Here is a 25611-nt window from a genome sequence, read left to right on the forward strand (position 1 = left end):
ACGGGCGGCACGACGAAGGGGCCGGACGATCGCGATGATCGTCCGGCCCCTCCGTGCCGCGGTGAGCGGCGGTGTACTAGACCAGCGATGCCTGACGGGCGACCACGGTTACCACGTCGTTCTCGACGGACAGGAAGCCGTCGTCGGCCTGCGCGGTGAGACGCGTTCCGTCCAGGGCCGTGACGCGCACCTCGCCGGTGGCGAGGATCGCGAGCATCGGCTCGTGGCCGGCGAGGATGCCGATCTCGCCCTCGACGGTGCGAGCCGTGAGCTGCTTCGCCTCTCCGGACCACACCTCGGCGTTCGCGGACACGACGCTGACCTTCAGGGTCCCGGCCATGATCAGCCGTTCTCCTTCTGGATCTGGGTCCACTTCTCCTCGACGTCCGAGATCGAGCCGACGTTGAAGAACGCCTGCTCGGCCACGTGGTCGAACTCGCCCTTGGTGATCGCGTCGAACGACTCGATCGTGTCCTTCAGCGGGACGGTCGAGCCCTCGACACCCGTGAACTTCTTCGCCATGTAGGTGTTCTGCGAGAGGAACTGCTGGATCCGGCGCGCACGCGACACCGTGATCTTGTCCTCCTCCGACAGCTCGTCGACACCGAGGATCGCGATGATCTCCTGCAGCTCCTTGTTCTTCTGCAGGATCTGCTTCACGTTCGTCGCCACGCGGTAGTGGTCGGCGCCCAGGTAGCGGGGGTCGAGGATGCGCGAGGTGGACGTGAGCGGGTCGACTGCCGGGTAGAGGCCCTTCGACGCGATCTCGCGGGAGAGCTCTGTGGTCGCGTCGAGGTGAGCGAAGGTGGTCGCCGGCGCCGGGTCCGTGTAGTCGTCGGCGGGGACGTAGATCGCCTGCAGCGAGGTGATCGAGTGTCCGCGCGTCGAGGTGATGCGCTCCTGGAGCACACCCATCTCGTCGGCGAGGTTCGGCTGGTAGCCCACCGCGGAGGGCATGCGGCCCAGGAGGGTCGACACCTCCGAGCCGGCCTGCGTGAAGCGGAAGATGTTGTCGATGAAGAGCAGCACGTCCTGCTTCTGCACATCGCGGAAGTACTCCGCCATGGTCAGTGCCGACAGGGCGACGCGCAGACGCGTTCCCGGCGGCTCGTCCATCTGGCCGAAGACGAGCGCGGTCTTGTCGAAGACGCCCGCCTCCTCCATCTCGGCGATGAGGTCGTTGCCCTCACGGGTGCGCTCGCCGACGCCGGCGAACACGGACACTCCACCGTGGTCCTGCGCGACGCGCTGGATCATCTCCTGGATGAGGACGGTCTTGCCGACGCCCGCGCCGCCGAACAGGCCGATCTTGCCGCCCTGCACGTACGGAGTGAGCAGGTCGATGACCTTGATGCCGGTCTCGAACAGCTCGGTCTTGGACTCGAGCTGATCGAACTGCGGGGGCTTGCGGTGGATGGGCCAGCGCTCGGTGATCTCGAACGACTCGCCGTTGATCTTCCCGTCGGCGTCGGCGTTGAGCACCTCGCCGATCACGTTGAAGACCTTGCCCTTGGTCACGTCGCCGACCGGGACCGAGATCGGCAGGCCGGTGTCGTGGACCTCCTGGCCGCGGACGAGTCCGTCGGTGGGGTTCAGGGAGATGGCCCGGACGAGGTCGTCGCCCAGGTGCTGCGCGACCTCGAAGGTCAGCTTGCTCGAGACGCCCTCGACCTCGACGTGCGTGTAGAGCGCGTTGTAGACCTCGGGGATCGCGTCGTGGGGGAACTCGATGTCAACGACGGGGCCGGTGACGCGGGCGATGCGGCCGATGGCCCCGCCCGACGTCCCGGTCGCCGCCTCAGGTGCGGTCAGTGTCATTGCTACTTCCTTCTGTGGTCTCACCGCTCCCGGAGGGCGGAGTCGAAACTGTGTGGAGCGGAGCCCTCTTACTTGGAGGAGGACAGGGCGTCGGCGCCGCCGACGATCTCGGCGATCTGCTGCGTGATCTCGGTCTGGCGGGCGTTGTTGGCGAGACGCGTGTAGGTCTTGATCAGCGTGTCCGCGTTGTCGCTCGCCGACTTCATGGCCTTCTGGCGTGCCGCGTGCTCCGAGGCCGCCGACTGCAGCATCGCGTTGAAGATGCGGCTCTCGACGTACACGGGCAGGAGGCGGTCGAGGACCGTCTCGGGGTCGGGCTCGAACTCGTAGAGCGGGTACAGCTCGCTGTTCTGCTCCTCGGCGCCCTCGACGACCTCGAGCGGCAGCAGCCGGACGACGGTCGGCTGCTGGGTGACCATGCTGACGAAGCGGTTGTAGACGAGGTGGATCTCGTCCACGCCGCCCTCCTCGTCATCGAGGTTGTACGACTCGACGACCGCGTCCGCGATCTCCTTCGCCGTCTCGAACACGGGCTGGTCGGTGCCGCCCGTCCAGACGCGGACGCTGGCCCGCTTCCGGAACGAGAAGTACGCGTTCGCCTTGCGGCCGACCAGGTAGAAGACGACCTCCTTGCCCTCGCTGCGCAGCAGCGCGGCCAGATCCTCGGCCTCCTTGAGCACGCTCGAGGAGAACGCGCCGGCGAGGCCGCGGTCGGAGGTGAAGATCACGATCGCGGCCGTGTCCAGCTTCTCGCGCTCGGTCGTGAGCGGGTGCTCCACGTTCGAGTAGGTCGCGACAGCGGACACGGCGCGCGTGATCGCGTTCGAGTACGGCGCCGCGGCAGCGACGCGGTTCTGCGCCTTCTGGATGCGCGAGGCCGAGATCAGCTCCATGGCCCGAGTGATCTTCTTGGTCGTCTGGGCCGAGCGGATCTTCGACCGGTAGACCCGGAGTTGCGCTCCCATGTGTCTCCTGTTGTTCTAAAAGTGGCGAATCGTCGGGGTGCCGCTGGTCAGCGACGGCCCTTGACGATCTTCTCCTGGCCGACCTCGTCGGCCGCGATGGCCTGGTGCTCCTCGCGCCCGACCGAGGCGAGCGGCTTGCCCTCACCGGTCTGGAACTCCAGCTTGAAGCCGTCGACGGCACGGTTGAGCTCGGCGACGGTGTCGTCGGAGAGCACGTTGGTGTCGCGGAGGGTGTTCAGCACCTGGGTGTTGCGGCCCAGGTAGTCCAGGAGCTCGCGCTCGAAGCGCAGCACGTCGGAGACCGGGACCTCGTCGAGCTTGCCGTTCGTTCCGGCCCAGATCGAGACGACCTGCTCCTCGACGGGGTACGGCGAGTACTGCGGCTGCTTGAGCAGCTCGGTCAGGCGGGCGCCGCGGGCGAGCTGACGGCGCGAGGCGGCGTCGAGGTCGGAGGCGAACATCGCGAAGGCCTCGAGCGAGCGGTACTGCGCCAGCTCGAGCTTCAGCGTGCCGGAGACCTTCTTGATCGACTTGACCTGCGCGTCGCCGCCGACCCGCGAGACCGAGATGCCCACGTCGACCGCGGGACGCTGGTTGGCGTTGAAGAGGTCGGACTGGAGGAAGATCTGGCCGTCGGTGATCGAGATCACGTTGGTCGGGATGTAGGCCGAGACGTCGTTCGCCTTGGTCTCGATGATCGGGAGACCGGTCATCGAGCCGGCGCCGAGCTCGTCGGACAGCTTCGCGCAGCGCTCCAGCAGACGGGAGTGCAGGTAGAAGACGTCACCCGGGTACGCCTCGCGTCCCGGCGGGCGGCGCAGGAGGAGCGACACGGCGCGGTAGGCCTCGGCCTGCTTCGACAGGTCGTCGAAGATGATCAGGACGTGCTTGCCGCCGTACATCCAGTGCTGGCCGATGGCCGAGCCGGTGTAGGGGGCGAGGTACTTGAAGCCGGCGGGGTCGGAGGCGGGGGACGCGACGATGGTCGTGTACTCCATCGCTCCGGCGTCCTCGAGCGCGCCCTTCACCGAGGCGATGGTCGAGCCCTTCTGGCCGATGGCGACGTAGATGCAACGGACCTGCTTGTTCGTGTCGCCCGACTCCCAGTTGGCCTTCTGGTTGATGATCGTGTCGATCGCGATGGCCGTCTTGCCGGTCTGGCGGTCCCCGATGATGAGCTGGCGCTGGCCACGGCCGACCGGGATCATCGCGTCGATGGCCTTGATGCCGGTCTGCAGCGGCTCGTGGACCGACTTGCGCGACATGACGCCGGGAGCCTGGAGCTCGAGGGCGCGGCGGCCCTCGGAGGCGATCTCGCCGAGTCCGTCGATCGGGTTGCCGAGCGGGTCGACGACGCGGCCGAGGTAGCCGTCGCCGACGGGGACCGAGAGGACCTCGCCGGTGCGGGTGACCTCCATGCCCTCCTCGATGCCAGAGAACTCGCCGAGGACGACGACGCCGATCTCGTTCTCGTCGAGGTTCTGGGCCAGGCCCAGGACGCCGTTGGAGAAGCGGATGAGCTCGTTGGCCATGACGCCGGGGAGGCCCTCGACGTGGGCGATGCCGTCGGCGGCGTCGATGACGTAGCCGACCTCGGTGGTGGAGGCCTTGCCCGGCTCGTACGACGAGACGAAGTCCTTCAGCGCGTCGCGGATCTCATCCGGGCTGATGGTGATATCTGCCATGGGAATTCCTATTCGTTGGGTCCGTGCGAGCCGAAGAGGTCGTCGGGGCCTGACCTGGATGGTGCGGGGGTCGAGGGCAGTGCCCTCTGAGGATACGTGCGCCCGTCAGGACGCGAGCTGGAGCTTCAGGTCGGACAGCCGTGCGGAGACGGTTCCGTCGATGACCTCGTCGCCGACGTGCAGGCGCATCCCGCCCAGGAGGGAGGGATCGACCACGACGTTGACGGAGACCGGTCGGCTGTACTGGCGCGTGAGCGCCGAGCGGAGCCGGTCGAGCTGCTCGGGGGCGATCGGTGCGGCGACCGAGACCGTGGCGAGGATGAACCCGCCCTGGTCGGCGACCACGCCGGCTGCGAAGCGGACGAGCTCCGGGATGCGTCGACCGCGCGGGTGCGCGATCAGCTGTCGGAGGATCGCCAGCGTCTCGGCCGCGGCCTTGCCCTCGAGGAGGCGCTGCACGAGCGCGACCTTCGAGTCGGCGGCGGCGAGCTTGCTGCCGAGCGCGAGCTCGAGCTGGGCGTCGGAGGCGACGACCTCGCCGAAGGAGTGGAGCTCCTTCTCGAGGTTGACGCCCTCCGGAGCGGACGACGCGATCGCGCGGACCCCGACCTCCTCGACCCCGGCGACCATGTCGCTCGGGCTCGACCAGCGGTGGCCGACGATCACGGTGAGCAGGCGCTTGGCCGGCTCGCCGAAGGGACCGAACACGCGGGCGACGAGAGCCTGCTTGCTGCTCGAGTCGGCGCTCGGGTCGGCCAGGGCCGCGCGCAGCTGCGCCTGGCCGTCGATGACCCGTGCGGCCTCGAAGAGCTGCTGGGCCGTGTCGAGGGACGCCTGACCGGCGAGGGCGGAGAGCTCCGCCTTCGCCGATGCGAGTGCCTGCCTGGACGCGCTGCCCATCAGTTGTTCGCCTTCTCCGAGGCCTCGAGGTCGGCGAGGAAGCGGTCCACGATCGCGGACGCCTTCGCGTCGTCGTTGAGGCTCTCGCCGATCACGCCGGAGGCGAGGTCGATGGCGAGGGTTCCGACTTCGGAGCGGAGCGAGACCACGGCGGCCTGACGGTCCGCCTCGATCTGGGCGTGCGCGTTGTGGAGGATGCGCTCGGCCTCGACCTGCGCCTGCTCCTTCTTCGCCGCCACGATCGCGTTGCCGTCGGCGTTCGCCTTCTCGCGGATCACTCCGGCCTCGGCGCGGGCCTCGGCCAGCTGGGCGGTGTACTTCTCGAGGGCGGCCTCAGCCTGTCGCTGGGCCTCGTCGGCCTTCGCGATGTTCCCCTCGATCGCGGCGGAGCGCGCGTCGAGCATCTTCTGCAGGCGCGGCAGGACCAGCCTCCAGAAGAAGAACAGCAGGATGAGGAAGATCACCCCCGACCAGAAGAAGTCGTAGAACTCCGGGATCAGAATGACCGCGGGGACGTCACCTTCTTCCGCAGCGATGTTCACAGCGGTGCTGAACACGACTACGCCGCGAAGATGAAGTAGGTGGCGAGGCCGATGAGCGCGAGCACCTCGGTGAACGCGATGCCGAGGAACATCGTGGTCTGGAGGCGGCCGGCCATCTCGGGCTGGCGCGCCATGGCCTCGACGGTCTTGCCCGCGACGATGCCGACACCGATGCCGGGGCCGATCGCTGCGAGGCCGTAACCGACCGTCGCGATGTTGCCGGTGAGTTCGGCGAGAACGGTGACTGAGTCCACGAGTGGGTCCTTTCAGTGGGGTGATCGTGAGAACGGGCGGGAGCCCGTGAGTAGTGGGGTCAGTGCTCCTCGGCGACGGCCAACTGGATGTAGACCGCAGCGAGGAGGGTGAAGATGTAGGCCTGCAGCACGGCGACGAGGAGCTCGAAGAGCGTGAACGCACCGCCGAAGGCGAAGGTCACGACGCCGAAGAGCTTGAAGCCCGGGTCGATCTGGGAGCTGAAGAGGAAGAACTGCGTGGCCGAGAAGCACAGCACCAGCAGGAGGTGGCCGACGATCATGTTCATCACGAGCCGCAGTGCGAGCGAGAGCGGACGGATGATGAACGTCTGCAGCAGCTCGATCGGCGTGAGGATGAAGTAGATCAGGAACGGCGCTCCGGGCGGGAACAGGGCGTTCTTGAAGAAGCCCATCCCCCGGTCCTTGATGCCCGCGTAGATGAACGTCACGTAGGCGACCAGGCCGAGGAAGAGCGGCATGCCCACCACGGAGGTCCCCGCGATGTTCAGGAACGGGACGATGCCGGTCAGGTTCATCGAGATGATCGCGAAGAAAATCGTCACGAGGATCGGGAGGAACCGGCGCGCGTCCTTCTCGCCGAGGATGTCCTTGGCGATGGTGACGCGGACGAAGTCGAACGCGAGCTCGACGACGTTCTGGAAGCGGCCGGGGACGAGGCGCAGCTTGCGCGTCCCGAGCCAGAAGAACAGCATCAGTGCGATGACCGCGATGAAGCGGACCAGCATGACGCGGTTGATCTCGAAAGGGGTTCCCTCGAAGAGGAAACCGGGCGGGAAGAACTCGGAGATCGACGGGGTGTGGAAGTCACTCTCACCGGTCGAGGACGAGACCAACAGGGTCACAGCGTTAGCAAACAGCGCTAGCTCCTGGAATTCGGGGCGTGGCACGTTGCAGCCGACCGAATCGAATCATTCGGACGCAACGCTCTCGCGACGACGAAAGGTGGGGTTTTCCGCTCGGACGGCGATCGTGCTCGACGACCGCCATCAACGATGAGACGATCTGAGGACACGTTCGCCTGCGGGATTCGTCCCTACTGTAGCAACAGAACGGCCTGAGAGCCGAATCGTGGTCCTCTCAGGAACCGTTCGGCTTGTCCTCATCGAGCGATGTCGCTGACGTTCGGCATGCGCGAGCGCGAGACGACCAGGACGTCGATCACCAGGGACCCCAGGACGGCGACGATGATCGTGACGAACATCGCGGTGCTGTTCAGCCACGGCTGATCGCGCAGGACCAGGGCGGCGATCACGAACAGCACGAACTTGGCGAGCCACGTGCCGAGGACGACGGCGAAGAACCCGCCGATGTCGAGGCGGTTGGCGACGAGGATGCTCGCGGCGGTGAGGAGCACCATCACGCCGCCGACGATCGCGCCGAGGAGGGCTCCGATCGCGCCCTCTCCCCCGGCGGCGATCCCGCCGACGACGGTGCCGAGAACGGCCAGGGCGAGCACGAAGAGGCCGCCCACGACCAGCGCGCGGCGCAGGACTGGGACGGACGCGGGCTGCGGACGGGGGGTGGCCGGGGAGGCTCCGGTCATGATGCTTCCTTCCGCGCCGTGGTCGGCGCTGTCGTGTCCCGGTCGATCGGGAGTCCGGCCGGCGGACGGAGCAGCTCCGTCGAGGACGCGCGGTCGAGGGGGTCGAGGACGGGTGAGGCCTCCGCGGACTGCGCCGCCGCCTCGAGCCGCTTGCGGCGGCTGAGCGGGGCGAGCGTGACGACGGTGCAGACCAGCAGACCGACTCCGAGGAAGACGAGCGGGACCCACAGCACGTCGACCACGAACATCAGCAGGCAGCTGACGGCGACGACGGCGGTCCACGCGTAGAAGATCAGCACGGCGTGCAGGTGGGAGTGCCCCATGTCGAGCAGGCGGTGGTGCAGGTGCTTCCGGTCGGCGCTGAACGGCGACTTTCCCGCGCGCAGGCGCCTGATCACAGCGAGGCCGAAGTCCATCAGCGGCACCACGAGGATCGCGAACGGCAGGATGATCGGGATGAACGCGGGCAGGAGCTCCTTCGCCGCGAGCTGGGCCGGGTCGATCTGGCCGGTGACCGCGATCGCGGAGGTGGCCATCAGCATCCCGATCAGCAGTGCGCCGCTGTCGCCCATGAACATCCGCGCCGGACGCCAGTTGATGGGGAGGAATCCGGCGCAGGCGCCGACGAGCAGGACCGCGATGAGCGAGGCCAGGTTGAAGTAGTCGGTGGGCGAGGTCTGCTGCACCAGCAGGTAGCTGTAGAGGAAGAAGACCCCGTTGGCGATCAGGGCGACGCCCGCCACGAGGCCGTCGAGGCCGTCGATGAAGTTGAGAGCGTTGGTGACCAGGACGATCGCGAGCACGGTGATGATCAGCGACATCCACGGCGAGCCGACGGTCAGGCCGCCGATCGGCAGGGAGACGATCTGCACGCCCTTCCAGGCGATCAGGCCGGCGGCGATCAGCTGACCGGCCAGCTTCGTGGTCCAGTCCAGGTCCCAGATGTCGTCGGCGACGCCGATGAGGACGATGAGCAGGCTCGCGCCGAGGATCGCGAGGATCGGCTCGGGATTGGCGAACACGAGCCGGAAGTAGGGCAGCTGGGAGGCGATGCCGAAGCCGACGAGGATCCCGAGGAACATCGCGATGCCGCCCAGGCGGGGGGTCGGCCGCGTGTGCATGTCCCTGACGCGGATCTTCGGGTAGAGCCGGTACTTCAGGCTCAGCTTCCAGATGACCCACGACAGCGCTCCGGTCACGAGCGCGACCGCGAGCGAGACGAGGGCGAAGGTGATCACCGGTTACTCACCCGGAGCGGAGTCGGTGCGGGCGGCGCCGGTGCCGGTCGTCGGCGCGTTCGTGCTCGACGAGCCAGGGTCCGTCGCATCGGCGGAATCGACGGGCGCAGAATCGCCGGGAGCGGAGTCGTCCTGCAGGCGGGCGCCGGAGGCCCAGTCGGGGCGCGCGGTCGGGGTCCGCTCGAAGGCGTACGGGTCGCTGCCGGTCGCGGTCTCGGCGGGCTCCTGCTGGTACCCGGCCTGCGCCGCGCCGGCCGTGGAGGCGTCGGGCTCCGACGTCTCGGCACGAGGCGCGTCCGGATCCGGCAGCAGGTCTCCGACGACCTCGCGGATCCGCTCGGCCGACACGACGCCCTGGCGCAGGATGCGCAGGGTGCCGCCCTCGAAGCTCAGCGCTGTCGCGTCGACGATCGTCGAGGACTCGCTGGCGCCCGCGGGGCGGTCGCTGTAGCGCGATCCGGCGGCGCCGGCGTCGAGATAGACGTCGACGGAGTCGCCGAGCTGGTCGAACGCCTCCTGTGCGGTCGTGGCCGAGGGCTGCCCCGTGCGATTGGCGGAGGAGACCGCCAGCGGGCCGGTCTCGGCGAGGAGCTCGATCGTCACCGGGTTGTCCGGCATGCGCAGCGCCACGGTCCCGCGCGTCTCGCCCAGGTCCCAGACGAGTGAGGGCTGGGCGTGCAGGACGACGGTGAGCCCGCCGGGCCAGAACTCGCGCGCGAGGTCGCGCACCGCCTCCGGCACGTTCTCGGCGAGGGCGTCGAGGGCGGCCACGTCCCCGATCAGGACGGGCGGCGGCGACTGCCTCGTCCGTCCCTTCGCGTCGAGCAGGCGCTGGACCGCGGCGGCGTCGAACGCGTTGGCCGCGACGCCGTAGACGGTGTCGGTGGGGATCACCACGAGCTCGCCGCGGCCGATGGCCGTCCGCGCGAGACGGGTGCCGGTCAGGAGGTCCGTGTCGACGGAGCAGTCGTAGATGCGTGCCATAACGGGTCGATGATACCGGCGCGGTCCGTGTCCGGACCGGCTGCGGCGCGGCGGTCGCGTCAGCGCCGCCCGAGGCCGGGGCTCGGCGGCCGTCGCAGCGGCGCCCGACCCGCGCCGGCCGAGGCCGCCGGAGCGCTTCCGTGAGGCACTCGGCCCGGCGTGGCGGGCGCCTCCGCCGACAGGACGCCCACGAGCGCCACGGAGACGGCGAGCGTCGCGAGCGAGTGCTGATCGCCGAACCAGGTGGTGTTGTCGGCCATCCCGTGCAGGAACGTCCAGAGGACGGCGACGGCGAGCGCCCCGACGGCGACGGCCTCGTTCCGGGCGACCCGGAGGAGCAGGCGCACGACGGCGACGGCGGCGAGGAGGAGGAACGCGAGGACGGGGAGCGCGATCAGGAGCCCGCCGTTGGTCCACGCGGTGACGAGGAGGTTGTGAGGCGGGCGCGGCTCGCTGTGCTGGGTGAACTGCGACCCGCGCGCCAGCCACAGCTCCTGCCATCCGCCGTACCCCAGCCCCAGCAGCCAGTTGTCGGGGAACGCACTCGCAGCCAGGCGCAGGAAGTCGCCGCGGGCCCCGAGCGTGAGCAGGCCCGCCTCCGCCAGCTGAGGGAAGGACACGGCGACGGCGTACACGGCCGTGATCCCGGAGGGGATGGTGATCATCCAAGCGACCGGACCGAGGCTGCGTCCCTTGAGTCCGCGGATCGCGGCGACCAGCAGGGGCAGGACGATCGCGAGGACGATCGCGGTCTTGGACAGCGTGAAGAGGGCGCCGACCAGCCCGGCGACGGCGACGAGCAGGAGGAGCCTCCCCCGCTGCCGTCTCCAGACGGCGAAGGCCAGCGCGCCGGTCGTGGCCATGTACATCGAGGCGATGTTGCCGTTGAGGAAGAACCCTCCCGACTTCTCCTGCAGGACGTTGTTGAAGGACGTCGTGAAGATGTCCCGCACGTAGATGTCGGAGAACAGCACCGCGTCCGGCCACCGGAGGTAGGCGGTCTCCTGCACGGGATCGAGCTGGAAGAGGATCGTGAGCGTCACCTGGAGGAGGAACACGGGCGCCGCCCAGTTGAGGGCGCGGCCGACGACACGCCAGGCGCCGTCGCCGAGCCCGCGGACGGCCAGGTACGGAGTGAGGAAGGAGACGACGGAGACCACGTCGCGCAGCGCGGCCGCGCGTGCTCCGGAGTAGGTGAGCGCGAAGAGGGTGCCGGCGATCACGAGGAGGACCACGACCACGAACCGGTCGATCCGCCCGCCGCGCAGCCGAGCCACGGAGTACGGGAGGAAGAGCAGGCTCCAGGCGACCGGAGCGGTGACGGGGCCCAGGGTGTAGAGCTGCACGACGCTCAGCGCCAGGAGCACCGCGAGGAAGACGAGGACGATCCGCTCGTGCCGCCGCTGAGCGGGATCCGCCGGCGCGCGCGACGGCCGCCCGCGGGTCTCCGGAGCGTCGGTGACGCGGGTCGCGGCGATGACGGAGGGACGAGAGGCGGTCGGGCGGCGGAGGAGGGCGTCGTCGGCGTGGCGGCCCATGTCAGAGCCGTTCCGCGGAGGTGCCGGTGGCGGCCTCCGTCTGGCGGAGCGGAGGAGCGGCGCGCCGATTCCGGGACGACGGGCCGACCTCTCGCGGCGGGAGGGTCGTCCGCGGGCGCCGGTCCGGGGCGGGAGGCGGATCGAGCAGCACGGGAGAGGCGGTGGCGTCGGCGGACGCGGGCGGGAGAGGGGATGCAGGTGGCATGTCGCGCCGACACTAATCGCGCGGCACGAGCCTCGACGGGCTTGGCGCGGAACGTCGATCCGCGTGCGCGCGGCGGCCCCGCCTCAGTCGCGGGGGTGTGCCAGCAGCTCGTCCGCGCGGCGGGCGATGCCCGGCCAGCCGAAGTCCGCCGCTCGGCGCCGCGACGCCGCAGCGACCTCCGCGCGTCGCCGGGGATCGCGCAGCGAGGCGATGAGGGCGGGGAGCTCCGCGAGGACGGCGTCCGCGACCTCCTCCTCCGTGCCCGGCGGGACGAGGACGGATCCGTCGACCACTCCGTCGGAGGTGCGCAGGATCTCGGGGAGGCCTCCGCGCTCGACCGTCACGACGGGGATCCCCCGCGAGAGCGCCTCCACCACCACCATCCCGAACGGCTCGTCCCAGCGGCAGGGGTAGAGCAGGAGCGCCGAGGAGCCGAACAGCTCCAGCAGGTCCTCGTGCCGGAGGAACGGGAGCCGGCGCACGACGCCGGGCAGGGTGGCGACTGCCTCGTCGAGCGCTCGGACGTACGGGGTGGGCGTCGCGTCGTCCCCGAGGCCCGATGCGCCGGCGATGACCAGCCGCAGATCGGCGCCGTGCTCGCTCCGCATCCGCCTCACGATCTCGACGGCCTCGCGGGCTCCCTTCTCGGCCACCAGCCTCCCGGCGAAGACCGCCTCCGCAGTACCGCCGAGCGGCGCCGGCGGGACCTCGGGCGGAGGGACGACCCCGTTGTACAGGACGGCTGTGGCGATCAGGCCGTACCGGTCGACCGCTCGGGCGCGCAGGAACTCGCTGCAGAAGATCCACTCGTCGACCGCGTCGAGGTAGCGCCGGGCCGCGGCGGGATCGGGCGGCAGGTGATCGAGCAGGTCGTTGTGCAGGTGTGCGACGATCCGCCCCCGGTAACCCAGGCGGCGCAGGCGCACGGCGTAGCGGGGGCGGTTGTGGATCCAGACCGTCGGGACACGGCGCAGCGACGGAGCGAGCACCAGCAGCCAGAAGCGGCCACCGAAGGACAGCCGACGCAGCTCGGCGCCCGGGTCGCTGTCGCGCCGACGCGCCAGGAGGAGTGCCGCGCGCCGCTGGACCGCGTAGATCCGCCGGTACAGGCGGTGCGGCCGGACGTCCACGCCCGGTGACGCCGACGACCACGGCGCGTGCACGGCGATCCGGAGCGAGGACCGGGACACCGTCTCGCGGACCCAGGTCGCCACGGCTCCCCCGCTGCCGTCGAAGCGCTCCTCGGCGGCCAGCACCACGGCGACCTCGACCGGGGCGGCGGAGCCGAGCCGGAGCCGGGCGGGCAGTCGCGACAGGACGAGCGATCGCGCCTCGGCGATGTCGCGCCCCGGCGCCAGGAGGGCGGTCGCTCCCAGCACGAGGCCCGCGAGCGCCAGCTCCACCGGGAGCAACCGCAGGGGCGCGCCCTCGGGGAGCAGGCGGAGCAGGAGCAGCACGATCGCCATCGGTGCGGCGAGCAGCGGCCCCGCGGCGCACGCGCGCAGGAACGCGCCGAGGCGCACTCCGAGCACCACCCGCAGCACGGCGCAGGTGACGGCGAAGCCGAGAGCGCTCGAGAGCAGCAGCCCGCCGATCAAGCCGTCGAGTCCGAACAGCACTCCCCCGCCGACGATCATCGGGATCGTGATCGCGGTCTTCGCGATGTTCACGACCAGCCCGAACCGCACCCGGTCCATCGCCATCAGGATGAAGCCGACCGGGTTGCCGATGGCCCGCACCGCGCCCACCACCGTCAGCGCGCTCGTCATGCCCGCGATCCAGCCCCAGCCGGGTCCGTAGAACAGCCGCACGATCTCCTCGGAGCGCAGCGCCACCAGCATCAGCGGCGGGATGCTCGCCATGCTGAGCACCGCGGTGACGCGGAGGTGGTTCCGCGCGACGCGCTCGCGGTCGTGCTGGATCGAGGAGAACACCGGGAACATCACCCGCGTCACGATCGGGTTGACCCTCGCGGGGAGGTTCACGGCGAGGTTGTATCCCAGGGTGTACCCGCCCAGCTGGGCCGGTCCGAGCAGGCGGCCGATCGCGAGCGAGCCGGCGTTCGAGCCCAGGTAGTTGACGATGCCGTCGAGGGTCTGGAAGACGCCGAAGGAGAGGAAGCGGGCGGTCTCGCGGATCCGGAACCGGAACCGCAGCCGGAACCAGCGGCGGGCCTGCACGAGGGCGAGCACGGAGCGCAGAGCCGCGGTCGCGACGAGCCCCCACGCGTAGGAGAGCGCCCCCGCGCCCGAGACCGCGAGGCAGACCGTCACGGCGAAGCCGCCGACGAGAGCGATCGTCTCGGACACGGCGACCGCTCGGAACCGGATCCCCTTCTCGAGCACCGCTCTCGGCACCTGCCCGGCTGCGCTGCCCACGAACACGAGCGAGGCGACGGTGAGGACCGGCGCCGCGGCGGCGGACCCGAGCAGGGAGGCGATCGGTGCGGCACCCAGGAGGACGGCGACGGTGACCAGGAGCCCGACGGAGAGGTTGAGCCAGAAGACCGACGAGAGCTCGAAGCTGGTCGCCCGCCGGCGCTGGATGATCGCCTGGGCGACCCCCATGCCGAGGAAGATGTCGACGAACGCGTTGAGCAGGGCGACGATCGCGATGATCCCCATCTCGGAGGGGTCCAGCAGTCTCGCCAGGAGCGCGAACTGCCCGAGCTGCACGACGAGCGCGACGGCGAACGAGACCGCCGTCCAGGCGGTCGCGTCGACGGTGCTCCGGCGCAGGCTCACCTTTCCCGCCCGGCGGAGGCCGGACGGAGGCCAGGTCGCGGATCGTCGGCGCGGTGCTCGGCGCGGCTCATCCGCGATCTCCGTCCGTCGTCGACGCTGACCGCCCGGCCGTCCGGTCGTAGAGGTCCTCTAGGTCGCGGATCCGCTCGGCGAGGTCGAACGAGGCGAGCACGCGCTCCCGCCCGGCCGCGCCCATCCGCGTCGCGCGGTCCGGGTCCCGGAGCAGGGCGGCGAGCGCCCCGGTCAGGCCGGGCACGTCCCCCTCCGGGACGAGCAGCCCGGTGACGCCGTCCTGGACCGCCTCCGGGACGCCGCCGTGGCGGTACGAGACGACGGGGACGCCTGCGAGCGCGGCCTCGAGGAAGACCATGCCGAAGCCCTCGGAGTCGCCTGTCGCCGCGGTCCGCGACGGTGCGCAGAAGACCGCGGCGCCGGCGAGGATGCGGGCGACCTCGGCGGGGGGCAGGGAGCCGGTGAAGGTCACCTGCAGGCCCAGCCGCGCCGCCTGCTCGACGAGCGCCTCCCGCAGGTGGCCGTCGCCGACGACGGTCAGGGGGACGTCCCGGATCGGTCCGGGGAGGGCGGCGAACGCCTCGAGCAGATCCGGAACGCCCTTCTTGTCGGTGAGGCGTCCGACGAAGACGATTCCCGCGCGCTCCGCAGCCGGTGCGGCCTCGGGGCGGGAGGTCGGGACGCCGATGTAGCCCACTCCGGTGCGCCGCGGGTCCGCCCCCAGGCGCAGGAGCCCGTCGGTGATGAAGCGGGACACGCCGATCACCGCGTGCGCGGTACGGAAGACGGTGCGGGCCTCGAGGGCGCGGTGAGCTCGGGCGAGGGGTCGGAGCAGGCGCGGAGCTCCGGTCGCGAGCGGCCAGCTGGTCACGTCGTAGCCGTGCCCCGTCACGACGAGCGGAAGGCGCCTCCTCCGTGCGTACCGGGCGATGGAGACGGCGTCGATGAGGAAGTGTGCATGGATGAGGGCGGGCCGGTGCTCATCGACGATCGCGTCGAGCCGTCGTGACACTCCGAGCCATCGCAGGAGGAGGGACCGCCGCCCGCGAGGGGTGATCGGATCGTGCAGGACGATGTCCGTGCGGTCGTGGAGGACGCCCGAGCCGGTGCGCTCGAGGCCCACTCCGAGGGCGCGCCAGCGCTCGAGTCCGTGCATCTGATTGCGGACGAACGTCTCGGAGTCCTGCAGCCACGCGCGCTTCCAGACCAGGACCAGCGGCCTCTCGCCGGCGACGCCGCCCGCGTGCTCAGCGGACGGCACGGCGCACCCGGTAGCGGAGGGCCGCGACCACGCTCGGCAGCACCCGCACGGCGTCGCCCAGATAGCGCCGCCAGAGCCTGCCGGGCTCCCGGCTGAGCCGGTGCGCCCACTCGAGGCCGAGGCGCTGCACCACGAGCGGCGCCCGCGGGATCTCGCCGGCGAGGAAGTCCACGGCGGCGCCGACGCCGAGGCACACCGCTCCCGTGCCGCCGACGACGAGCAGGCGCTCGCGAACCTCCTCCTGCTTGGGGGAGCCGAGGCAGAGCGCGACGATGCGGACGTTGGCCGTGCGCAGAGTCGAGGAGAGGCGGGCGAGGTAGGCGTCGTCCGCGAGCTCGGCCGGCTCCGGCGAGACGACGACCGGAACCTGGAGCCCGGCGAAGCGCTGCTGCAGCTCGGCGGCTGCGCGATCGCCGACTCCGGGGCGTCCGCCGATGAGAGCGACCGGCGCACCCTCGAGCGCCGCGCGGCGGCAGACCTCGGTGAAGAGGTCGATGCCCGTCACGCGGCTCGCCGTGCGGTGGCCGTACGAGCGGGCCAGCCAGACCAGAGGCGCCCCGTCGAGCACCACGAGGGACGCCCGGCCGTAGTACCGCCGGAACTCGCCGGAGTGCTTCCAGCGCACGAAGTGGTCGGTGTTCGGCGTGACGACCAGCTCGTCGCGGCCGCTCCGGGACAGCTCGAGCACGGCCTCCGCCGCCTCGTCGAGCGTGGTGATGCTGGCCGGCATCCGCTCGATGCGGCCGGTGATGTAGGAGGTCATGCCGGTGCTCCTCGGGGGTCGGTGCGGGAGGGAGGGAACGGAGCTGGTGTGCGGAAGGGGCCGGTCGCGGCCGCCTGCACGGGGACGGTCACGTCGTCCACCGGGTGCTCCTCCGATCGGAGAGCCGGCGGCGGGTGTCGTGCACGGCGTAGAGGATCCGGCTGAGCGCCGTGAAGGCGGCGGGGACGTGCTTGAGCACCAGCCCCAGGACGAGCAGCCGCGGCGACCGCGCGGAGCGGAGCACGCGGACGTCGCGCAGCGCCTCGGACCCGAGCCGGACGCCGGTCTCGACGAGCGCCGCGTCGGAGTTCTGGCGGATCGGGGTGAGCGCGACGGGGACGGCGTAGAACCAGGTCGTGAACCAGTCCGACAGCGGGCGCGGCACATCCTCGAACGTTCGGGCGAGCGCCGCGCGCATCTCCTCGGCGCAGACCAGGAGGTTCCGGAGGTCCGGGTCGCGCCGACGGGTGATCGAGGACGCCGTGTAGACGTAGGAGTAGAGGATCTCCGGCACGAAGAGCACCCGTTCCGACGCCTGGACCGCCCGCAGCACGCCGACGAAGTCGGACTGGGAGCTCAAGCGCGGGAAGAGCTCCTCCTGCAGGACGGCGCGGCGGAAGAGCTTGTTCCAGAGGAAGCCGTGCAGGCGCCCGGACGCCATCCGCTCGAGAGCGAGTTCGGACGAGACCAGTTCGCGTCGGTCGAGACCGTCGATCACGCGTCCGGAGGTCGACTGCCGGGTGCGGTAGAGCGCCCGGCAGACGACGACGTCGGCCGCCGTCCGCTCGGCCTCGGCGGTGAGGGTCCGGAGGATCTCCGTGTCCCACTCGTCGTCGACGTCCACGAACCAGACGAACTCGGAGTCGATGCCGTCGAGGGCGCGGTTCCGGGCGGCAGCGACGCCGCCGTTCTGCTCGAGGAGCAGGACCCGGGCGTCCTCGCGTCCCTCGGCCCACTTCTCGAGCACCTCCGCCGTGCCGTCCGAGGACGCGTCGTCGACGAGGACGACCCGCGTCCCCGGTCCGAGAGTGAGTGCGAGCCGCGCGAGGAAGCCGTCGAGCCGGGCGATCGCGTTGTAGCAGGGAGCCACGACGGTCACCGAGTGCACGCCCCCGCTCACCGTCGGCCCCCGAGCTCGCGGTAGGCGGCGACGACGGGTCCGAAGACGGCGTCGGGCGAGGCGGCCTCGTCCACCCACGCCTTCGCGCGGTCGGCCTGCATCAGGAGCCCCTCGGGTCGCTCCAGAGCGGCGGCGACGAGCTCGGCGATCCGCTCCCCGTCGGCGTCGGCGGGGAGCAGGAGGCCCCGACCGTCGGCGAGCAACTCACCCACACCGCCGACGTCGGTCGCCACGACCGGGCGACGGCGTGCCATCGCTTCCAGCATCACGAGCGGAGTCCCCTCCCACCGCGAGGTCGACAGGAGGAGGTGCGCCGCGTCCAGCGCTCCGGTCACGTCCGCCGACGGACCGGCGAAGTCGACCACTCCGGCCCCCCGGGCTCGCTCGCGCAGCACCGGCAGCATCGGACCGTCGCCGAGCCAGGTGCCGGTGACGGGCCGGACCCGGGCGAGGGCCTCGACTGCCGCGAGGAAGCGGATCGGGTCCTTCTGCTCCGCGAGCCGCCCGATGCCGAGGACGCGGACGACCGGCTCGGCGAGTTCCGGCGCGAGCGCGGGCTCCGCGGTGACGTTCGCCGGGGCGTTGCCGGTGACCACGACGCGCTCCTGCGGGCGGCCGTAGCCCTCGACGACCATCCGCCCCACGGAGGCGGAGACGGCGAACACCCGCCGGGAGCGGAAGGAGAGCGCTCGACGGTCGATCCCGGGCAGCTCGGTGTGCGCGTGCTCGACCACGGGGACACCGAGCGCGGCGCCGACGAGGAGGGCCAGCAGAGCCTCGCGGCGCTGGTGGGCGTGCAGGACGTGCGGGCGGAACCGGCGGACGGCGAGTGCGATCTCGCGCAGATCGGCCGCGAAGCCCTGTCCGGGTCTCGGCACCACGAAGACGGGCGACTCCTGCGCGGCGCGGTCGCTGAGCGGCCCGGGACGCCCCCAGTAGGCGGTCTCGCAGCCGTGCTCGCGGCTCCACGCACCCAGGGAGAGGGCCACACGCTGCGCGCCCCCGTCCTCGAAGGAGTCGAGGACGTGCAGGATCCGCAGGGATCGGGAACGGGCGGCCCTCATGAGAGTGCCCCGTCGGGAACCGCGCCCGGGAAGCGGACGTCGAGTTCGGCCAGGACGGCGTCGACGTCGCGGCCCATCGTCCCGGGGTCGACGTCGTAGTGATCGGCGAGGAGGTCGACGACCTCGTCCCGGGGCCGGCGCTGCCGGATCGCGGCCTCGAAGACCGAGGCGGCGCTCAGCGAGAGCACGATCGGGGGCACCGACGGGCGGGACAGGTCGAGCACGTAGACCTGACGGTCCGTGCGCTCGACGGCGAAGCGCTGCGCCGGCGGCGCGCTGCCACCCTGCGCCTCGGCGGAGGCCTCCACCGGATGCACGGCGCTCGCCGCGGGGTCGGACGAGGCCGGGAGGTCGCTCACCGGCGCCGTGGCCACCGCGATCGCCTCGAACGAGGACGCCGGGCCCTGCTCCTCGCTGCGGCCGCTCAGCGCCACCCGGGCGAAACCGGTGAGGGCGGAGGGGAGGCCTCGGAGCGCCCGCAGGGTCCGCTCCCCCCGGAGCCGGAGCCGACGCCGGACCGTCGTCGCCTCGGGATGGCTCGCCTCGAGATCCGCGCGGGTGGGGAAGGCGGCTCTCAGCAGCAGGCCTCCCTTCAGGCGCCAGGGAGCGGACGCCACGGCGTGCAGCCAGTTGAAGGTGTGCCGGTCGGAGCTGCGGCGCACGTCCCAGAGAGTCTGGGCGTGCCGGTAGCGCTCCTCGGGCGCGGAGGGGACTCCCCAGGAGGTGAGGAGCTCCGTCATCGGCGTCTGCGCGCCGAGCTCGACGGCCGCGTCGCGGATCGCCTCGCGCTCCTCGCTCGGAAGGCCGGCGCCGTGCGCCTTCAGAACCGCCAGCGCCGTGGTCGCCGAAGCGGAGCGCGCGCTGCGCAGCTGGTGCAGGGCGTGCAGCACGAGGTGGTGCGCGCGTCCGGGGATCCGCAGGGTCTCGTCGCTCAGCGGCAGATCCTCGGCGGCCGCCCAGAGGCGGTCGAAGACGATCCGCTCCTCCTCGAAGGCACCCGGGAAGGAGCGGTGGACGTCGACGTCGCACGGCCACGAGGGGTGGACGAGCGTGATCGAGTGGTCGACGAAGAGCGTCCAGCTGAGAGCCTCGGCGCGGCGGCGCCAGCCCATCGAGGCGAGCAGCCCGAGAGCCTCGTCGAAGCGCTCGGGGTCGACCCAGAGGTCGACGTCGGCCGACGTCATCGGCGCGCGGATCCCCTGGCGGTGCAGACCCTCGCCCTTCACCACGAGGCTGCGGACGCCGTGCGTCCGCAGGGTGTACTGCACCAGCACGGCGGCCAGGCGCAGGGCGACGGCGTTCGGCAGCATCGCGTCGGCGGAGGCGCCGACAGCCGGGACCGGTTCAGGCGACACGGACGCGTCCCTCCGCGAGGGCGAGGATCTCCTCGGCCGCGACGGACCACGGGCGCTCCCGCGCGAGCTCGGCGGCTCCCCGGGAGAGAGCCGTCCACTCGCGCCGGAGCCGATGGAGGGCGTCCTCGTACTCCTCGCGCGTCGCGTCGTCGGAGAGGACCACGCCCGCCCCCGCCGCGCAGAGATCGGCCAGGACGCTCGACTCGATCGCGAGGACCGGCAGCCCGCTCGCCAGCGCGTCGAGTCCGGCGGCCGCGCCGGTCGTCGACGGCGTCAGGTGGGCGTACACGTGGGAGTGGCGGAGCACCTCGACGACGCCGTCGCGGTCCTGCTCGCCGACGGAGCGCAGCCCCGACGCGAGGTCGTCGGCGATGCCGCCGCCGTCGTCGATCACGGTGACGTACTCGGTGCCGTCCAGCCGGGCGAGGAGATCGAGCCGCTCGGCGCCCCGGTCGAGACCGGAGGCTCCCACGGCGGCGAAGCGGAGGGGCCCGTCGGGGGCGGACGGTGTCGGGAACGACGCGTCCGGCAGGCCCAGGGGCACGACCGTTCCCGCGAGGGCGGACGCGAGCCGCTCCGTCGGGGTGACGACGACAGCACCGCGGCGCTCCTCCTCGAACCGGAGGCGCGGGAGCGCCGGGAGGTCGTCGGCCAGGAGGACGGTCGTCGGAGCGAGCCCGGCGAGCTCCACGGCCGTCCCCGGGAGAGCCACCACGAGGTCGGGCCGCTCCGCGGCGAGCAGTCGGCGGGCCCTGCGCGTGACGACGGCGAGCCCGACGGACCCGGCGCCCCTCCGGCCGGCGGGCTCGAGGAAGCGGGCGAGCACGCTGGTGCGGAGCTCCGCCCCGCTGAACCCCTCCGGGTCACCGGTCACCACGACCACGCGGTGTCCCTGGCGGCGCCAGGCGCGCTCGAGCGGAGCCGCGTGCCAGGCATCAAGGGCGACGATCCCGATGGTCAGCACGGGCGGACTCCCCCCGTCAGGGGGAATCGGCGGCAGGGACCGGGAGACGTAAGGAGCGCGGAGTCCCGCTGGTCTATGACCTCGTGCACAGGGCGGTACCTCTCTCCGTCGCGGCAGGCGGAGCCGCGGACGTCGGAGAAGTTATCCCCGTGCCCGGCGGCCTCCGAGTGGGAGGCGCGATACGGACGCGGAGGCGGCGTGCGCGCCGCTCACGGAGTCGGATCGCGTCGGCAGCGGTCGCTCGACCGTCAGTCCCCGCCACGGGTTCCGCGCCCGCTGCACCGGCATGCGGAGGCACCGAGGCGCCGCCGATAGAGTCGGCTCCGTGACCCTCTCCCCGCAGATCTTCACGCTCCCCTCGGCGGTGCAGCGGACCCCCGCCGCCGCTCCTCACCCGGGGCTGCTCCGATGAGGGGCATCGTCCTCGCGGGTGGTTCGGGGTCGCGGTTGTGGCCGATCACCAAGGGCATCTCGAAGCAGCTGATGCCGATCTACGACAAGCCGATGATCTACTACCCGCTGTCGACGCTGATGATGGCCGGGATCGACGAGGTCCTCGTGATCACGACCCCCGAGTACAACGACCAGTTCCGCGCCCTGCTGGGCGACGGGTCGAGCCTGGGCATGCGGATCGAGTACGCCGTGCAGCCCTCCCCCGACGGGCTCGCGCAGGCGTTCCTGATCGGCGAGGAGTTCATCGGCGACGAGTCCGTCGCCCTGGTCCTGGGCGACAACATCTTCCACGGCACCGCCCTGGGCACCGCCCTCGCGGCGAACACCACGATCGAGGGCGCCGTCATCTTCGCCTACCAGGTCGCCGACCCGCGCGCCTACGGGGTCGTCGAGTTCGACGAGCACTTCCGAGCCGTCTCCATCGAGGAGAAGCCCGAGCAGCCGCGGAGCAACTACGCCGTTCCCGGCCTCTACTTCTACGACAACGACGTCGTGGCGATCGCGAAGACGATCACGCCCTCGGCCCGCGGCGAGCTCGAGATCTCGACGATCAACGAGCGCTACCTCGAGGCGGGGCGGCTGAACGTCCAGGTCCTCGACCGGGGAACGGCCTGGCTCGACACCGGGACCTTCGATTCCATGATCGAGGCGACCGAGTTCGTGCGCGTGATCGAGCAGAGGCAGGGGTTCAAGATCGGCTGCATCGAGGAGATCGCCTGGCGCAACTCCTGGATCGACGACACCCGCCTCGCCGAGCTCGCCGCACCGCTGGTCAAGAGCGGATACGGCGCCTACCTCCACCGCCTGCTCAGCCTCGAAGGCGTGAACGCGGGCCGCTGAGCCCGGCCTCCCCCGACCTTCCCGACCTCCAGGAGAACCCGTGCGGATCCTCGTCACCGGCGGTGCCGGCTTCATCGGCAGCAACTTCGTCCACCTCACCCTGCGCGAGCGTCCCGACGCGCGGATCACCGTGCTCGACAAGCTCACCTACGCGGGCAGCCGCGACTCCCTCGCCCCCGTCGCCGACCGAGTGCGGCTGGTCGAGGGCGACGTCGCCGACGCCGAGCTGGTGGACCGGCTGGTCGCCGACGCGGATCTGGTGGTTCATTTCGCCGCGGAGTCGCACAACGACAACTCCCTGCACGACCCGACGCCCTTCCTCGCGACGAACGTCATCGGCACCTTCGCGCTCCTGCAGGCGGTGCGCGCGCACGACGTGCGGTACCACCACATCTCGACGGACGAGGTGTACGGCGACCTCGAGCTCGAGGACCCCGCGCGCTTCACCGAGCACACCCCCTACAACCCCTCCAGCCCCTACTCCTCGACCAAAGCCGCCAGCGACCTCCTCGTGCGCGCCTGGGTGCGCTCCTTCGGCGTGCGCGCCACGATCTCCAACTGCTCCAACAACTACGGCCCCTACCAGCACGTCGAGAAGTTCATCCCCCGCCAGATCACCAACGCCATCGACGGCATCCGCCCCAAGCTCTACGGCACTGGCGCCAACGTCCGCGACTGGATCCACGTCGACGACCACAACACCGGCGTCTGGGCCATCATCGACCGCGGCGAGATCGGCGAGACCTACCTCATCGGCGCCGACGGCGAGAAGAGCAACCTCGACGTCGTCACCCGCATCCTCACCGCCTTCGGACAACCCGAGGACGCCTTCGACCACGTCACCGACCGCGCCGGACACGACCTCCGCTACGCCATCGACTCCACCCGCCTGCGCACCGAACTCGACTGGCGCCCCCGCTACACCGACTTCGACGCCGGACTCGCCGCCACCATCGACTGGTACCGCGCCAACGAGGACTGGTGGCGCCCCGCGAAGGCCGCCACCGAGGAGAAGTACTCCGCTCAGGAATGAGAGAGGAGAAGCACTCCCCACAGAAGCAGGAATGAGACGCGGAGAGGCAGAGCAACCGTCGGTGACTCATTCTCCTTCTCCAGCTACCCTCTCCGGGGGACGCTCCAGAGGCCGAAACAGGGCCTGACGGGGCCTCCTGTGATTTCGGCGAAACGTGACCTTGCTACGGTTACGCCCGTGCTCATCTCCTCTCCTCCGGCAGCCGCCGCCGGCGGGACCTGCTCCGCTCAGGAACCGCTCCGTGCCTCCGCCGCTCCTGTGTCGAGAGGGCTTCATCTGTGAGGGGCATCATCCTCGCGGGTGGTTCGGGGTCGCGGTTGTGGCCGATCACCAAGGGCATCTCGAAGCAGCTGATGCCGATCTACGACAAGCCGATGATCTACTACCCGCTGTCGACGCTGATGATGGCCGGGATCGACGAGGTCCTCGTGATCACGACCCCCGAGTACAACGACCAGTTCCGCGCCCTGCTGGGCGACGGGTCGAGCCTGGGCATGCGGATCGAGTACGCCGTGCAGCCCTCCCCCGACGGGCTCGCGCAGGCGTTCCTGATCGGCGAGGAGTTCATCGGCGACGAGTCCGTCGCCCTGGTCCTGGGCGACAACATCTTCCACGGCACCGCCCTGGGCACCGCCCTCGCGGCGAACACCACGATCGAGGGCGCCGTCATCTTCGCCTACCAGGTCGCCGACCCGCGCGCCTACGGAGTCGTCGAGTTCGACGAGCACTTCCGAGCCGTCTCCATCGAGGAGAAGCCCTCTTCTCCGAAGAGCACCTTCGCTGTTCCCGGCCTCTACTTCTACGACAACTCCGTGATCGGGATAGCCAAGAGCATCAAGCCGTCCGCGCGCGGCGAACTGGAGATATCGACGGTCAACGAGCGGTATCTCGAGGCCGGTGCTCTCACTGTCCAGGTGCTCGATCGGGGAACGGCCTGGCTCGACACCGGGACCTTCGATTCCATGATCGAGGCGACGGAGTTCGTGCGCGTGATCGAGCAGAGGCAGGGATTCAAGATCGGCTGCATCGAGGAGATCGCCTGGCGCAACTCCTGGATCGACGACACCCGCCTCGCCGAGCTCGCCGCACCGCTGGTCAAGAGCGGATACGGCGCCTACCTCCAGCAGCTGCCCGCTCTCGCGCGGGGATCATCCTCCGTCTGAGCGCCCACCGGAGTCCGCCCGTGTCGTCGATCGCGACCCGGGCGTCCGACGCCTTTCGTCCCTTCCTCGAACCAGTAGGAGCACTCGTGCGGATCCTCGTCACCGGCGGTGCCGGCTTCATCGGCAGCAACTTCGTCCACCTCACCCTGCGCGAGCGCCCCGACGTCCGGATCACCGTGCTCGACAAGCTCACCTACGCCGGCGACCTCCGCTCGGTAGCGCCGGTGTCGGACCGGATCACCTTCGTCGAGGGCGACGTCGCCGACGCCCCGCTCGTCGACCGGCTGGTCCGGGAGTCGGATCTGGTGGTGCATTTCGCCGCGGAGTCGCACAACGACAACTCCCTGGAGGATCCGGCGCCGTTTCTGGCGACGAACATCCTCGGGACCGCCGCCCTGCTCGAGGCGGTGCGCCGGCACGACGTGCGGTACCACCACATCTCGACGGACGAGGTGTACGGCGACCTCGAGCTCGAGGACCTCGCGCGCTTCACCGAGCACACCCCCTACAACCCCTCCAGCCCCTACTCCTCGACCAAAGCCGCCAGCGACCTCCTCGTGCGCGCCTGGGTGCGCTCCTTCGGCGTGCGCGCCACGATCTCCAACTGCTCCAACAACTACGGCCCCTACCAGCACGTCGAGAAGTTCATCCCCCGCCAGATCACCAACGCCATCGATGGCATCCGCCCCAAGCTCTACGGCACCGGCGCCAACGTCCGCGACTGGATCCACGTCGACGACCACAACACCGGCGTCTGGGCCATCATCGACCGCGGCGAGATCGGCGAGACCTACCTCATCGGCGCCGACGGCGAGAAGAGCAACCTCGACGTCGTCACCCGCATCCTCACCGCCTTCGGACAACCCGAGGACGCCTTCGACCACGTCACCGACCGCGCCGGACACGACCTCCGCTACGCCATCGACTCCACCCGCCTGCGCACCGAACTCGACTGGCGCCCCCGCTACACCGACTTCGACGCCGGACTCGCCGCCACCATCGACTGGTACCGCGCCAACGAGGACTGGTGGCGCCCCGCAAAGGCCGCCACCGAGGAGAAGTACGCGGTGCGGACAGCGTGACCGGACCGTACTCGAGGTCGGCCGCTGCGCGGAACCGGGGACCAGTGGCCTCGGCCGGATCGCC

The 25611-nt window shown here is 70.9% G+C and carries 23 protein-coding genes; 4 read left to right on the forward strand and 19 right to left on the reverse strand.

Translation table 11 applies throughout. The features are described 5' to 3' along the window. Positions 1 to 76: 76 nt before the first annotated feature. The 19 genes from C5C55_RS01745 to C5C55_RS01835 form a co-directional block, all read right to left on the reverse strand. Positions 77 to 340: a F0F1 ATP synthase subunit epsilon gene (locus C5C55_RS01745; protein WP_104223026.1), complete on the reverse strand. Its 264-nt coding sequence runs from the start codon at positions 338 to 340 to the stop codon at positions 77 to 79. Positions 341 to 342: 2 nt separating this feature from the next. After that, positions 343 to 1818: a F0F1 ATP synthase subunit beta gene (atpD, locus tag C5C55_RS01750; RefSeq protein ID WP_104223025.1), complete on the reverse strand. Its 1476-nt coding sequence runs from the start codon at positions 1816 to 1818 to the stop codon at positions 343 to 345. 68 nt (positions 1819 to 1886) lie between these two features. Continuing rightward, positions 1887 to 2783: a F0F1 ATP synthase subunit gamma gene (locus C5C55_RS01755; RefSeq protein ID WP_104232701.1), complete on the reverse strand. Its 897-nt coding sequence runs from the start codon at positions 2781 to 2783 to the stop codon at positions 1887 to 1889. A 47-nt stretch (positions 2784 to 2830) separates the two neighbouring features. After that, positions 2831 to 4468, reverse strand: coding sequence for a F0F1 ATP synthase subunit alpha (gene atpA / locus C5C55_RS01760; RefSeq protein ID WP_104232702.1), 1638 nt, complete (start codon positions 4466 to 4468; stop codon positions 2831 to 2833). 105 nt (positions 4469 to 4573) lie between these two features. Then, positions 4574 to 5368, reverse strand: a complete 795-nt coding sequence (locus C5C55_RS01765; RefSeq protein WP_104232703.1) for a F0F1 ATP synthase subunit delta — start codon at positions 5366 to 5368, stop codon at positions 4574 to 4576. Next, positions 5368 to 5925: a F0F1 ATP synthase subunit B gene (locus tag C5C55_RS01770; RefSeq protein ID WP_244229449.1), complete on the reverse strand. Its 558-nt coding sequence runs from the start codon at positions 5923 to 5925 to the stop codon at positions 5368 to 5370. Before C5C55_RS01770 ends, C5C55_RS01765 begins: the two co-directional genes overlap by 1 nt. 2 nt (positions 5926 to 5927) lie before the next feature. Continuing rightward, positions 5928 to 6164 carry an ATP synthase F0 subunit C gene (locus C5C55_RS01775; protein WP_055794702.1) on the reverse strand — a complete coding sequence of 79 codons (237 nt, stop codon included), beginning with the start codon at positions 6162 to 6164 and terminating at the stop codon, positions 5928 to 5930. A gap of 59 nt (positions 6165 to 6223) precedes the next feature. Then, on the reverse strand, positions 6224 to 7027 hold the full coding sequence (atpB, locus tag C5C55_RS01780) for a F0F1 ATP synthase subunit A (RefSeq protein WP_068254016.1): 804 nt from the start codon (positions 7025 to 7027) through the stop codon (positions 6224 to 6226). Positions 7028 to 7284: 257 nt separating this feature from the next. Beyond that, positions 7285 to 7728: a hypothetical protein gene (locus C5C55_RS01785; RefSeq protein ID WP_104223021.1), complete on the reverse strand. Its 444-nt coding sequence runs from the start codon at positions 7726 to 7728 to the stop codon at positions 7285 to 7287. Continuing rightward, on the reverse strand, positions 7725 to 8966 hold the full coding sequence (locus C5C55_RS01790) for an MraY family glycosyltransferase (RefSeq protein WP_181065442.1): 1242 nt from the start codon (positions 8964 to 8966) through the stop codon (positions 7725 to 7727). The genes C5C55_RS01785 and C5C55_RS01790 overlap by 4 nt, the downstream gene beginning before the upstream one ends. Positions 8967 to 8969: 3 nt before the next feature. After that, positions 8970 to 9950: an L-threonylcarbamoyladenylate synthase gene (locus C5C55_RS01795; RefSeq protein ID WP_104232704.1), complete on the reverse strand. Its 981-nt coding sequence runs from the start codon at positions 9948 to 9950 to the stop codon at positions 8970 to 8972. 59 nt (positions 9951 to 10009) lie between these two features. Continuing rightward, complete coding sequence (locus C5C55_RS01800) at positions 10010 to 11488, reverse strand: hypothetical protein (RefSeq protein WP_104232705.1); 1479 nt, start codon at positions 11486 to 11488, stop codon at positions 10010 to 10012. A 288-nt stretch (positions 11489 to 11776) separates the two neighbouring features. Continuing rightward, on the reverse strand, positions 11777 to 14437 hold the full coding sequence (locus tag C5C55_RS01805) for an MOP flippase family protein (RefSeq protein WP_104232706.1): 2661 nt from the start codon (positions 14435 to 14437) through the stop codon (positions 11777 to 11779). A gap of 67 nt (positions 14438 to 14504) precedes the next feature. After that, positions 14505 to 15710 carry a glycosyltransferase gene (locus C5C55_RS01810; protein WP_104232707.1) on the reverse strand — a complete coding sequence of 402 codons (1206 nt, stop codon included), beginning with the start codon at positions 15708 to 15710 and terminating at the stop codon, positions 14505 to 14507. Further along, positions 15697 to 16473 (reverse strand): WecB/TagA/CpsF family glycosyltransferase, encoded by a 777-nt coding sequence (locus tag C5C55_RS01815; RefSeq protein ID WP_181067727.1) that lies wholly within the window; start codon positions 16471 to 16473, stop codon positions 15697 to 15699. Before C5C55_RS01815 ends, C5C55_RS01810 begins: the two co-directional genes overlap by 14 nt. Before the next feature lie 88 nt (positions 16474 to 16561). Next, positions 16562 to 17581, reverse strand: a complete 1020-nt coding sequence (locus tag C5C55_RS01820; RefSeq protein ID WP_181067729.1) for a glycosyltransferase family 2 protein — start codon at positions 17579 to 17581, stop codon at positions 16562 to 16564. 8 nt (positions 17582 to 17589) lie between these two features. Next, positions 17590 to 18657 carry a glycosyltransferase family 4 protein gene (locus C5C55_RS01825; RefSeq protein WP_104232710.1) on the reverse strand — a complete coding sequence of 356 codons (1068 nt, stop codon included), beginning with the start codon at positions 18655 to 18657 and terminating at the stop codon, positions 17590 to 17592. Next, the gene (locus C5C55_RS01830; RefSeq protein ID WP_104232711.1) at positions 18654 to 20012 is read right to left on the reverse strand and encodes a PqqD family peptide modification chaperone; all 1359 of its coding nucleotides are present in this window, start codon (positions 20010 to 20012) and stop codon (positions 18654 to 18656) included. The genes C5C55_RS01825 and C5C55_RS01830 overlap by 4 nt, the downstream gene beginning before the upstream one ends. Next, complete coding sequence (locus tag C5C55_RS01835) at positions 20002 to 20976, reverse strand: hypothetical protein (protein ID WP_104232712.1); 975 nt, start codon at positions 20974 to 20976, stop codon at positions 20002 to 20004. Before C5C55_RS01835 ends, C5C55_RS01830 begins: the two co-directional genes overlap by 11 nt. Before the next feature lie 408 nt (positions 20977 to 21384). Here C5C55_RS01835 and rfbA (C5C55_RS01840) point away from each other — a divergent pair, with 408 nt between their 5' ends. From rfbA (C5C55_RS01840) to rfbB (C5C55_RS01855), 4 genes are all read left to right on the forward strand, one after another. Next, positions 21385 to 22269, forward strand: a complete 885-nt coding sequence (gene rfbA / locus C5C55_RS01840; protein WP_104232713.1) for a glucose-1-phosphate thymidylyltransferase RfbA — start codon at positions 21385 to 21387, stop codon at positions 22267 to 22269. A 40-nt stretch (positions 22270 to 22309) separates the two neighbouring features. After that, positions 22310 to 23302 (forward strand): dTDP-glucose 4,6-dehydratase, encoded by a 993-nt coding sequence (gene rfbB, locus C5C55_RS01845; protein WP_104232714.1) that lies wholly within the window; start codon positions 22310 to 22312, stop codon positions 23300 to 23302. A 278-nt stretch (positions 23303 to 23580) separates the two neighbouring features. After that, positions 23581 to 24465 carry a glucose-1-phosphate thymidylyltransferase RfbA gene (gene rfbA / locus C5C55_RS01850; protein ID WP_104232715.1) on the forward strand — a complete coding sequence of 295 codons (885 nt, stop codon included), beginning with the start codon at positions 23581 to 23583 and terminating at the stop codon, positions 24463 to 24465. Positions 24466 to 24551: 86 nt separating this feature from the next. Further along, positions 24552 to 25547, forward strand: coding sequence for a dTDP-glucose 4,6-dehydratase (gene rfbB / locus C5C55_RS01855; RefSeq protein ID WP_104232716.1), 996 nt, complete (start codon positions 24552 to 24554; stop codon positions 25545 to 25547). The last annotated feature ends 64 nt before the right edge of the window (positions 25548 to 25611 follow it).

The organism is Rathayibacter sp. AY1C2 (genome assembly GCF_002931195.1).
Classification (GTDB): domain Bacteria; phylum Actinomycetota; class Actinomycetes; order Actinomycetales; family Microbacteriaceae; genus Rathayibacter.

Excerpts from the sequence above, each read along its gene's own strand:
- C5C55_RS01745 (WP_104223026.1), bottom strand. The coding sequence starts at position 340 with ATGGCCGGGACCCTGAAGGTCAGCGTCGTGTCCGCGAACGCCGAGGTG.
- atpD (WP_104223025.1), bottom strand. The coding sequence starts at position 1,818 with ATGACACTGACCGCACCTGAGGCGGCGACCGGGACGTCGGGCGGGGCC.
- C5C55_RS01755 (WP_104232701.1), bottom strand. The coding sequence starts at position 2,783 with ATGGGAGCGCAACTCCGGGTCTACCGGTCGAAGATCCGCTCGGCCCAG.
- atpA (WP_104232702.1), bottom strand. The coding sequence starts at position 4,468 with ATGGCAGATATCACCATCAGCCCGGATGAGATCCGCGACGCGCTGAAG.
- C5C55_RS01765 (WP_104232703.1), bottom strand. The coding sequence starts at position 5,368 with ATGGGCAGCGCGTCCAGGCAGGCACTCGCATCGGCGAAGGCGGAGCTC.
- C5C55_RS01785 (WP_104223021.1), bottom strand. The coding sequence starts at position 7,728 with ATGACCGGAGCCTCCCCGGCCACCCCCCGTCCGCAGCCCGCGTCCGTC.
- C5C55_RS01795 (WP_104232704.1), bottom strand. The coding sequence starts at position 9,950 with ATGGCACGCATCTACGACTGCTCCGTCGACACGGACCTCCTGACCGGC.
- C5C55_RS01800 (WP_104232705.1), bottom strand. The coding sequence starts at position 11,488 with ATGGGCCGCCACGCCGACGACGCCCTCCTCCGCCGCCCGACCGCCTCT.
- C5C55_RS01815 (WP_181067727.1), bottom strand. The coding sequence starts at position 16,473 with ATGACCTCCTACATCACCGGCCGCATCGAGCGGATGCCGGCCAGCATC.
- C5C55_RS01825 (WP_104232710.1), bottom strand. The coding sequence starts at position 18,657 with ATGAGGGCCGCCCGTTCCCGATCCCTGCGGATCCTGCACGTCCTCGAC.
- rfbA (WP_104232713.1), top strand. The coding sequence starts at position 21,385 with ATGAGGGGCATCGTCCTCGCGGGTGGTTCGGGGTCGCGGTTGTGGCCG.